The organism is Burkholderia sp. Ac-20379 (genome assembly GCF_017104645.1).
Lineage (GTDB): Bacteria > Pseudomonadota > Gammaproteobacteria > Burkholderiales > Burkholderiaceae > Burkholderia.
This window is the reverse complement of the sequence record NZ_JAAGPF010000304.1, coordinates 1-9,118: the sequence shown is the minus strand read 5'-3', so window position 1 is coordinate 9,118 and position 9,118 is coordinate 1. Positions and strand designations below refer to the sequence as shown.

Below are 9,118 nucleotides of genomic sequence, written 5' to 3'. Positions count from 1 at the left end.
GAGCCGCGCGGCGGCAGCCACCGGCCGCGCCGGCCGGCGACGGCCGCCAGCGCGAGCGAGGCTACCGCGAAGCGCGCGATCAGGAAGGCCAGCGCCGAGGCGTGGCGTACGCCAAGCTCGGCGAAGATGGCGCCGCTGCTCCAGAGCAGGACGAACGAAGCAGTCGTGAAGTGCGCGACGAACGCGCGTTGGATAAAACGCATGGAAGATCCCGTGTCGATCGGAGTCGGCGACGGTCGCGCGCGTCCCCTCGCCGCGCAAAGCGCGAGCACGGGAAACGGGCGAAACCGGTGAGTGACGTGCTGGCGCGGATCAGCCGCGCCGGGCCGCGCGAAGCGGCGGATCGACAGGGGGAGGGGGGGCGGCCTGCGCACGCACGAGCCGCCGCGCGAGAGGCGGCAGGCAATCGATGACGTGGACGGGGGCGTGAGGCCGCATGTTTCGGAAGCCGTAGTAAAGCGGATGAATCGCTACGTTAGCGCAGCGCGCGGCAGGCTGCAAGCGTTGCACGCCGTCCGCCGCGCAGCGCGCCCCGGCGGCGAACCGAACGCCAGGTCACGCCGCCCGATCACGCCGCCCCGGCGCGTTCGCGCGCGCGCAGCCAGGTCGAGACGATCAGGCCGAGCGCCAGCAGCGCGCCCACCAGCGTGGTCACGCCGGCCCAGCCCGAGCCGCTCCAGGCGTGCCCGCCGAGCGAGCCGATCACGCTGGAGCCGATGTAGTACGACAGCAGATAGAGCGCGGCGGCCTGCCCCTTGCCCTCCTTGGCGAGCCGCCCGACCCAGCCGCTCGCCACCGAATGGCCCGCGAAGAAGCCGAACGTGACGCACGCGATGCCGGCCGCGATGGCCGCCACCGGCGCGAGCAGCGTCAGCGCGACGCCTATCGCCATCATCGCGATGCTGCCGATCAGCACGCGCCCGCGCCCGACCGAATCGGCCATGCGCCCCGACCACGGCGACGCGAACACGCCCACCAGATACACGACGAAGATCGCGCCGATGGTGGCCTGGTTCATCGAATACGGCGGCGCCAGCAGCCGGTAGCCGATGTAGTTGTACAGCGTGACGAAGCTGCCCATCAGCACGAACGCCATCAGGAACAGCGCGGGCAATTCGCGGCGGCTCGTCAGGTGCCGCGCGAGCGCGCCGCGGTGATGCGCGAGGCCCAGCCCGCGGCGCGGCGTGAAGTGCCGGGACGGCGGCAGCAGCGCACGGAACGCGAGCATCGACGCGAGGCCGAGCACGCCGATGCCGGCCACCGCGATGCGCCAGCCGAACAGCTCGGCCAGCACGCCGGTGATCACGCGCCCGGCCATCCCGCCGATCGCGGTGCCGCCCACGTACAGCCCCATCGCCAGCCCGAGCCCGTCGGGGTGCACTTCCTCGGCGAGATAGGCCATCGCCACGGCCGGCACGCCGCCGAGCGCGAGGCCCGTCAGCGCGCGCAGCACGAGCAGTTGATGCCAGTGCGGCACGAACGCGGCGGCCACGGTCAGCAGCGAGGAAAGCGTCAGCGACAGCGTCATGAGCCGGTGCCGGCTCAGGCCCTCGGACACGAAGCCCGCCACGAAGATCGCGAGCGCGAGCGCGGCGGTTGCGAACGACAGCGAGAGGCTGCTCTGCGCGGGGCTGACGCCGAACGTCGCCGAGAACTCCGGCAGCAGCGGCTGCACGTAATAGAGCAGCGAAAACGTGGCGTAGCCGGCGAACAGCAGCGCGATGCTCGCGTGCCAGTAGCCGCGCGTGCCGCGCTCGAGATAGGGCGGGAGCGAAGGGGGCGGGGCGGCCTGCGCGGAGCGGCTGCCGGCCGGCTCCGGCGACCCGGGTGAAGCGGTCACGCTGATTCTCCAGACAACGAACAAACCGCAACGATACGCCGGTTGCCGCGATCGCGCCCCCGCGAGAAGCGGTTGCGCGCGCATGCAGTGGCGTTCGTGCTGCAAACAACGTCACGCAATGTGCATGTTTTTGTGTTCTGCTGACCGTCACGATAGTCGGGTTATGATGACGCACGCCGGTCTGCTTTTCCGGCGCGGCCGATCAAGCCCCGCATTCGGGGCGGCGCGGCCGGATCGCGGCGCACGCCGCGACGTGATCGGGTATCGACGCAATTCCATCGAAGTGCGAATCGATTAACAACGGAGTCGTGTTTTCGCCCTCGGGCGGCGCATTCCAGTATTCGCGGCCGGCACACCGGCCGGTTTTAGAAGCGGGGAAACATCATGCATGTCGGTTCGATTGTCTGCACTACGCATATCGCCGTTCCGAAGGGGGCACGTGGCATCGTCCAGCGCATTCTCGGTGACATGGCGATGGTGACCTGGTACGCGGGCGTGCCGGGCGACTCGAAGGAACTGAACACCGAGCCCTTCTTTCTCGAGGACCTGATCGACACCGGCGAATCGGTTCTGCCCGCGGGCGCCGCGATTCACTGAGATCTCGTCAAGCGCTGCCGCGCGGGGCACAATGCCGGCATGCACGACGACCACATCGAACCCACCCCGGCCGGCGCCAGCGCCGGCCTTCCTTTTGCGGGCCTCACGCCCGAGCGCGTGCTCGATGCGCTCGACAGCGTGCTGATGCCCGCCGGCCTGCGCACCGACGGCCGCCTGCTCGCCCTCAACAGCTACGAGAACCGCGTCTATCAGGTCGGCATCGAAGACGGCCAGCCGGTGGTCGCGAAGTTCTATCGGCCGCAGCGCTGGACCGATGCGGCGATCCTCGAGGAGCACGCGTTCGTGGCCGAACTGGCCGCGCGCGAAATTCCGGCCGTGCCGGCGCGCGCGTTCGACGGCCAGACGCTGCATGCCTTCGAAGGTTTCCGCTTTTCGGTGTTCGAGCGTCGCGGCGGGCGGGCGCCCGATCTCGACCGGCGCGACACGCTCGAATGGCTCGGCCGCTTCATCGGCCGGATTCACGCGGTGGGTGCGACCGAGGCGTATCGCGAGCGGCCCACGCTCGACATCCGCAGCTTCGGCTACGAGGCGCGCGATTACCTGCTCGCGCAGGACATGATTCCCGCCGAGTTGCGCGCGGCCTACGAAACGGTGGTGTCGCTGGCGCTCGAAGGCATCGAGGCCGCGTTCGAGCGGGCCGGCGACGTGCGCCTGCTGCGCGCGCACGGCGATTGCCACCCGAGCAACGTGCTGTGGACGGACGCCGGCCCGCATTTCGTCGATTTCGACGACAGCCGCATGGCGCCCGCGGTTCAGGATCTCTGGCTGCTGCTGCCCGGCGATCGCGCCGGCGCGTCGGCGGCGCTGGCCGACCTGCTGGCCGGCTACGAGGATTTCTGCGAATTCGATCCGCGCGAGCTGCACCTGATCGAGGCGCTGCGCACGCTGCGGCTGATCCATTATTCGTCGTGGCTGGCGCGGCGCTGGGACGATCCGGCGTTTCCCGCCGCGTTCCCATGGTTCAACACGCCGCGTTACTGGGAAGAGCGCGTGCTCGAACTGCGCGAGCAGATCGGCGCGATGCAGGAAGGGCCGCTCTGGCCCGTCTGATGCCGGGCGGGGCGGGCCGTTGCGCGTGCAACGGTGCTGCCCGCCGCGCCGGAACGTTCCCGCTCAGAACTTCAGCATCAACTTGATCAGCCCTGCGAAGCGTTTGCCGTAGGGCGGCGACAGCAGGTTGCGCGCGTTCAGGCGCGATTGCGTCAGCACCGGCTTCATCTTCGAGAACGTGACGAAGCCGTCGTAGCCGTGATACGCGCCCATCCCGCTCGCGCCCACGCCGCCGAACGGCAGCGTGCCGCACGCGATGTGCATCAGCGTCTCGTTGATCGACACGCCGCCCGAGATCGTGTTGTGCATCACGCGCTCGATGCTCGCGCGCGATTCCTCGAACAGATACAGCGCCAGCGGCCGCGGCCGCGCGTTGACGTAGGCGATCGCCTGATCGAGCGTGTCGTACGGCACGATCGGCAGCAGCGGCCCGAAAATCTCCTCCTGCATCAGCGGCGACGCATCGGGCGTGCCGGTGATCGCGATCGGCGCGAAGCGGCGCAGGGCCGGATCGGCGCTCGCGTCGGTCAGCGGATGCAGCGTCGCGCCGGCGGCCTGGGCTTCGGCGGCGAGCCGGTCGAGCCGTGCGAAATGCCGCTCGGAAATGATCGACGTGTAATCGGCGTTGCGCGTGAAATCGGGGTACAGCTTCGCGATGCGGGCCCGCGCCCGCGCGATGAACTCGGCCTCCTTGCCGCGCGGCACCAGCACGTAATCGGGCGCGATGCAGGTCTGGCCCGCGTTCAGCGTCTTGCCCGCGACGATCGCGTCGACGGCGTTGTCGAAGCGCGCGCCCGGCCCGACGATGGCCGGCGATTTGCCGCCCAGCTCCAGCGTGACCGGCGTCAGATGATCGGCGGCGGCGCGCATCACGTGGCGGCCCACCTGCGTGGAGCCGGTAAACAGCAGATGATCGAACGGCAGCCGGCTGAACGCCGCGCCGATCTCGGCATCGCCGTTGACCACGGCCACGTGATCGCGCGAGAACGTCTTCGAGATCAGGACTTCGAACAATTCCGAGGTGCGCGGCGTCAGCTCCGACATCTTCACGATCGCGCGGTTGCCGGCCGCCAGCGCGCAGATCAGCGGCCCGGCCGCGAGCAGCACCGGGTAATTCCACGGCACCACGATGCCGATCACGCCGAGCGGCTGCGGGATCACCGTGGCGCGCGCGGGCATCAGCCACTTGTTCATCGGCTTGCGGCGCGCGCGCATCCAGCGCTTGCCGTGGCGCAGCGCCTCGTCGATCTCCTCCTTCGCCATCCAGATCTCGGAGAGCAGCACCTCCTGCTTGGCGCGATGGCCGAAGTCGGCGCTGATCGCTTCGGCCAGCGCGTCGGCGTGATCGATCAGCATCGTGCGCAGCGCGCGCAGGTGCCCCGCGCGCGCATCCCACGACGGATACGGCGCGCGGAGGTAGGCGGCGCGCTGGTCGTGCAGCAGGGCGTCGAGCGTGGCGAGGCCGGGCAGGTCGTTCTTCATCGTCTCCTCCTTGTCCTTGACAGGCGGTCTGGCGGCCGAACGTCAGGCCGGGAACGCGCGCTCGATCAGCGCGGCGTGGTCGAAGCGGGCGGGCAGCGTGCCGTAGACGCGCCCCGATTCATGGCTGGCCGCGCCGAAGCGGGTGGCCTCGAATGCATCGGCCACGGCCTCGGGCGCGTGGCGATGCAGCAGCGCGGCCTGCGCGAGCAGCGCGATACGCTGCGCGATGCGGCGCGCCGACGCTTCGCGTTCGTCGGGCGGCAGCGCGAACGCGCGCGTCAGTTCGTCGAGCGCGCGCAGCGCGTCGGGGTGCGCCGCCAGATCGGCGCGCCAGGCGGCGATCAGCGCGGCGGCGGCATCGGGCTCGCGCTCGATCGCGCGCAGCACGTCGAGGCACATCACGTTGCCCGAGCCTTCCCAGATCGAGTTGACGGGCGCCTCGCGATAGAAGCGCGCCATCGGGCCGGTTTCGACGTAGCCGTTGCCGCCCCATACTTCCATCGCCTCGCCGGTGAATTCGAGCGCGCGCTTGCACACCCAGAACTTCGCGGCCGGCGTGACGATGCGGCGCCAGCCGCGTGCTTCGGATGACTGACCATCGTCGTGTTCGACCGCAGCGGCGAGCTGCATGAACAGCGTGCTGGCCGCTTCCGATTCGATCGCGAGATCGGCCAGCACGTTGCGCATCAGCGGCTGCTCGGCAAGGCGCTTGCCGAACGCGCTGCGATGGCGCGCATGGTGGATCGCCTGCACGAGCGCGGCGCGCATCAAGGCGGCGCTGCCGATCACGCAATCGAGCCGCGTCAGGTTCGCCATCTCGATGATGGTCGGCACGCCGCGCCCTTCCTCGCCGATCATCACGCCGTAGGCATCGAGGAATTCCACCTCGCTGCTGGCGTTCGAGCGGTTGCCGAGCTTGTCCTTCAGGCGCTGCACCTGCACCGCGTTCTTGCGGCCGTCGGGCGCGAAACGGGGCACGTAGAAGCACGAGATGCCGGCGTGTTCGCTCGTGCGCGCGAGCACCAGGTGCGCGTCGCATTGCGGCGCGGAAAAGAACCACTTGTGGCCGACCAGCCGGTACGGCTCGCCGCGCCCGCCCGCGCCGAGCGGCCAGGCGCGCGTTTCGTTGCTGCGCACGTCGGAGCCGCCCTGCTTCTCGGTCATGCCCATGCCGATCATCATCGAGCGCTTGCTGGCGAGCGGCACGTCGCGCGGGTCGTGCTCGCGCGTGTAGAGCCTGTCGCGCAGCGTGTCGAACAGGGCCGGTTCCTTTTGCAGCACCGGGATGCTCGCGAACGTCATGGTCAGCGGGCAGAGCGAGCCCGATTCGAGCTGCGCATGGAGGAAATAGCTGGCGCAGCGCGCGGCCATCGCACCCGCGCGCGGTTCGGCGAACGGCAGCGCATGCGCGCCCTCGGCGCGTAGCAGTCCCAACAAACGGTGCCAGCTTGGATGGAATTCGAGCGAATCGGTGCGTTCGCCGCGCGCGTCGTGGGTGGCGAGTTCGGGCGTGTGGCGGTTCGCGAGCTCGGCGAGCGCGAGCGTGTCGGGCGTGGTGAGGGCGGCGCCGTGTTGCGCGAGCGCCGTTCGATGCCAGCCCGCGCCGTGCCGTGCGACGGCGGCCGCGAGCGCGGCATCGGTTTCAAACGCGTTGTAATCGGCGAGCGGCGGCGCCTGATTCGTGACCCGATGCGTCGCCGTCAGAACCTGCTGATCCATCCCGGTGTCTCCCATTTCGCGGGAGGCGGCTGCACCGAACCGCGCTCCGTCGCGCGAGGCGAATCCGGCCATCTTAAGGCCGGACGCGGCCGGCGTTTAGAGGAATCGCTCTTGATTCGATGCGCCGCGGCGCGCGCCGCGTTCCTACAATGCGCGGACATTACAAGCGAAAAACGACCCCAAGCCGGGCGCTGTCCATGACATGAAGGAGACATGACATGCAGTACGACTATCTCATCGTCGGCGGCGGTTCGGGCGGCGCGAGCCTTGCCGCGCGCCTGGCCGACGCCTGCCCCGATGCGACGATCGCCTTGATCGAAGCGGGCGGCAGCAATCAGCGCAACCTGCTCGTCAACATGCCGGTGGGCATCGCCGCGTTGGTGCCGTTCAAGATCGGCACCAACTACGGCTACGAAACCGAACCGCAACCGGGCCTGGGCGGCCGGCGCGGTTATCAGCCGCGCGGGCGCGGCCTTGGCGGATCGAGCGCGATCAACGCGATGATCTACACGCGCGGCCATCCGCTCGACTACGACGAATGGGCCGCGCTCGGCTGCACCGGCTGGGGCTGGCAGGACGTGCTGCCGTATTTCCGCCGCGCCGAAGGCAACGAGCGCGGCACGAACGCGTGGCACGGCGGCGACGGCCCGTTGACGGTGTCCGATCTGCGCTTCAAGAATCCGTTCGCACAACGATTCATCGATGCGGCGCACGCGGCCGGCTATCCGCTCAACGACGATTTCAACGGCCCCGAGCAGGAAGGCGTGGGCTTCTATCAGGTCACGCATCGCAACGGCGCGCGCTGCAGCGTGGCGCGCGCGTATCTGTACGACCGGCCGCGCGCGAACCTGTTCATCCTGACCGGCGCCACGGTGCTGCGCATCGTGTTCGACGGCAAGCGCGCCACCGGCGTGACGCTCGCGCGCGGCGGCAAGGTGGAAACGCTGAGCGCGCGCGCCGAGGTGATCGTTTCGGCCGGCGCATTCAATTCGCCGCAACTGCTGATGTGCTCGGGCATCGGCCCGGCCGGCGAACTGCGCCGCCACGGCATCGAGGTGGTGCACGACGCGCCCGAGGTCGGCCAGAACCTGATCGATCACATCGATTTCATCATCAACAAGCGCGTGAATTCGTCGGAGCTGGTGGGCCTGTGCCTGCGCGGCGTCGCGAAGATGGCGCCGCAGGTGCTGCGCTGGCTGTCGAAGGGCGACGGCATGATGTCGAGCAACGTGGCCGAGGCGGGCGGCTTCCTCAAGAGCGAGCCGGGGCTCGACCGGCCCGATCTGCAACTGCATTTCTGCACGGCGCTGGTCGACGATCACAACCGCCACATGCATTGGGGCTTCGGCTATTCGCTGCATGTCTGCGCGCTGCGCCCGAAAAGCCGCGGCACGGTGGCGCTGGCGAGCGGCGACGCGCGCGACGCGCCGCGCATCGATCCGCGCTTCTTCAGCGATGCGCGCGATCTGGATCTGCTGATGACGGGGGCGAAGGCGATGCGGCGGATTCTTGCCGCCGAGCCGCTGGCCTCGCAGGGCGGGCGCGAGCTGTACACCGATCCCTCGGACGACGATGCCACGCTGCGCGCCACCATCGTCGCGCATGCGGACACGATCTATCACCCGGTCGGCACCTGCCGGATGGGCAGCGATGCGCGCGCGGTGGTCGATCCGCAATTGCGGGTGCGGGGCGTGGAGGGCCTGCGTGTAGTGGATGCGTCGGTGATGCCGACGCTGATCGGCGGCAATACGAATGCGCCGTCGGTGATGATCGGCGAGCGCGCCGCGGAATTCATCGCGGCGGCCCGCCGGGGCGGCGCGGCGGCGGGGACGATCCGCGCCGTGCCGGCGGCCGTCGCGGCCGGCGGCTGATTTGGGGGCGCTTACGCGAACGTATCGACCATCCCGACGCGCTGCTGCGTCGCGGCGCTCGACGTGCTCGCGGCGACGCTCGTCAATGCGTCGGCGCCCGAGCCCACTGCGCCGTACGTCGCGCCGCCGCGTCGCGTTGCGCTTCCGCCCGAGGATTGCCCTTGCGCGTCCTGCCGCGCGAATCCGGCGCCGCCGTCGCTGACGTTCGCGCTGCCCAGGCTCAGGCCGTTCGATTCCATCGCTTCGCGCAGCTTCGGCAGCGCGGCCTCGACGGCCTCGCGCACCTGCTGATGCTGCGACACGAACAGCGCATGCGCATGGTTCTCGGCCACGCTCAGCACCACCTGCAGCGGGCCGAGATCGGGCGGATTGAGCGTCAGCGAGGCGCTTTGCTGATGCGCGCTCGAGAGGAACACCACCTTCTGGCTCAACTGATCGGTCCAGTCCTGCGTGCCGACGCGCGCGGCGAGGCTGGCCTCGGTGGCGCTCGCGCCGGCCGCGGTGGCGGCGGCCGTTTGCGACAGCGGCGAAGCCTGCT

7 protein-coding genes and 1 pseudogene are annotated in these 9,118 nt (G+C 69.8%); 3 read left to right on the top strand and 5 right to left on the bottom strand.

All coding sequences use genetic code 11. The features are described 5' to 3' along the window. Both G3N92_RS26910 and G3N92_RS26905 read right to left on the bottom strand, forming a co-directional pair. Positions 1-203 (bottom strand): annotated as a pseudogene (locus tag G3N92_RS26910) (EamA family transporter); the annotation flags it as partial. 365 nt (positions 204-568) lie between these two features. Continuing rightward, positions 569-1,840 (bottom strand): MFS transporter, encoded by a 1,272-nt coding sequence (locus G3N92_RS26905; RefSeq protein WP_206130630.1) that lies wholly within the window; start codon positions 1,838-1,840, stop codon positions 569-571. A gap of 384 nt (positions 1,841-2,224) precedes the next feature. Between G3N92_RS26905 and G3N92_RS26900 the strand changes: the two genes are divergently transcribed. Both G3N92_RS26900 and G3N92_RS26895 read left to right on the top strand, forming a co-directional pair. Continuing rightward, positions 2,225-2,437: a hypothetical protein gene (locus G3N92_RS26900; RefSeq protein ID WP_017920817.1), complete on the top strand. Its 213-nt coding sequence runs from the start codon at positions 2,225-2,227 to the stop codon at positions 2,435-2,437. Between the two features lie 39 nt (positions 2,438-2,476). Next, a complete protein-coding gene (locus tag G3N92_RS26895; protein WP_206130629.1) occupies positions 2,477-3,508 on the top strand; it encodes a serine/threonine protein kinase in 1,032 nt (343 codons plus the stop codon). Between the two features lie 63 nt (positions 3,509-3,571). Here G3N92_RS26895 and G3N92_RS26890 read toward each other — a convergent pair whose 3' ends face one another. Beyond that, entirely contained in the window at positions 3,572-4,990 is a 1,419-nt protein-coding gene (locus G3N92_RS26890) for a coniferyl aldehyde dehydrogenase (protein ID WP_206130628.1), read from the bottom strand. A gap of 42 nt (positions 4,991-5,032) precedes the next feature. Next, entirely contained in the window at positions 5,033-6,709 is a 1,677-nt protein-coding gene (locus tag G3N92_RS26885) for an isovaleryl-CoA dehydrogenase (RefSeq protein ID WP_206130627.1), read from the bottom strand. 218 nt (positions 6,710-6,927) lie between these two features. Here G3N92_RS26885 and G3N92_RS26880 point away from each other — a divergent pair, with 218 nt between their 5' ends. Next, positions 6,928-8,580: a GMC family oxidoreductase N-terminal domain-containing protein gene (locus G3N92_RS26880; protein ID WP_206130626.1), complete on the top strand. Its 1,653-nt coding sequence runs from the start codon at positions 6,928-6,930 to the stop codon at positions 8,578-8,580. An 11-nt stretch (positions 8,581-8,591) separates the two neighbouring features. On the opposite strand, the gene G3N92_RS26875 is transcribed toward G3N92_RS26880, so the two are convergent. Further along, the coding region (locus G3N92_RS26875) for a flagellar hook-length control protein FliK (protein WP_206130625.1) at positions 8,592-9,118 on the bottom strand (527 nt) is incomplete at its 5' end.

Bases quoted from the DNA above. Each gene is read 5' to 3' on its own strand.
- G3N92_RS26900 (WP_017920817.1), top strand. From the start codon at position 2,225: ATGCATGTCGGTTCGATTGTCTGCACTACGCATATCGCCGTTCCGAAG.
- G3N92_RS26895 (WP_206130629.1), top strand. From the start codon at position 2,477: ATGCACGACGACCACATCGAACCCACCCCGGCCGGCGCCAGCGCCGGC.
- G3N92_RS26890 (WP_206130628.1), bottom strand. From the start codon at position 4,990: ATGAAGAACGACCTGCCCGGCCTCGCCACGCTCGACGCCCTGCTGCAC.
- G3N92_RS26885 (WP_206130627.1), bottom strand. From the start codon at position 6,709: ATGGATCAGCAGGTTCTGACGGCGACGCATCGGGTCACGAATCAGGCG.
- G3N92_RS26880 (WP_206130626.1), top strand. From the start codon at position 6,928: ATGCAGTACGACTATCTCATCGTCGGCGGCGGTTCGGGCGGCGCGAGC.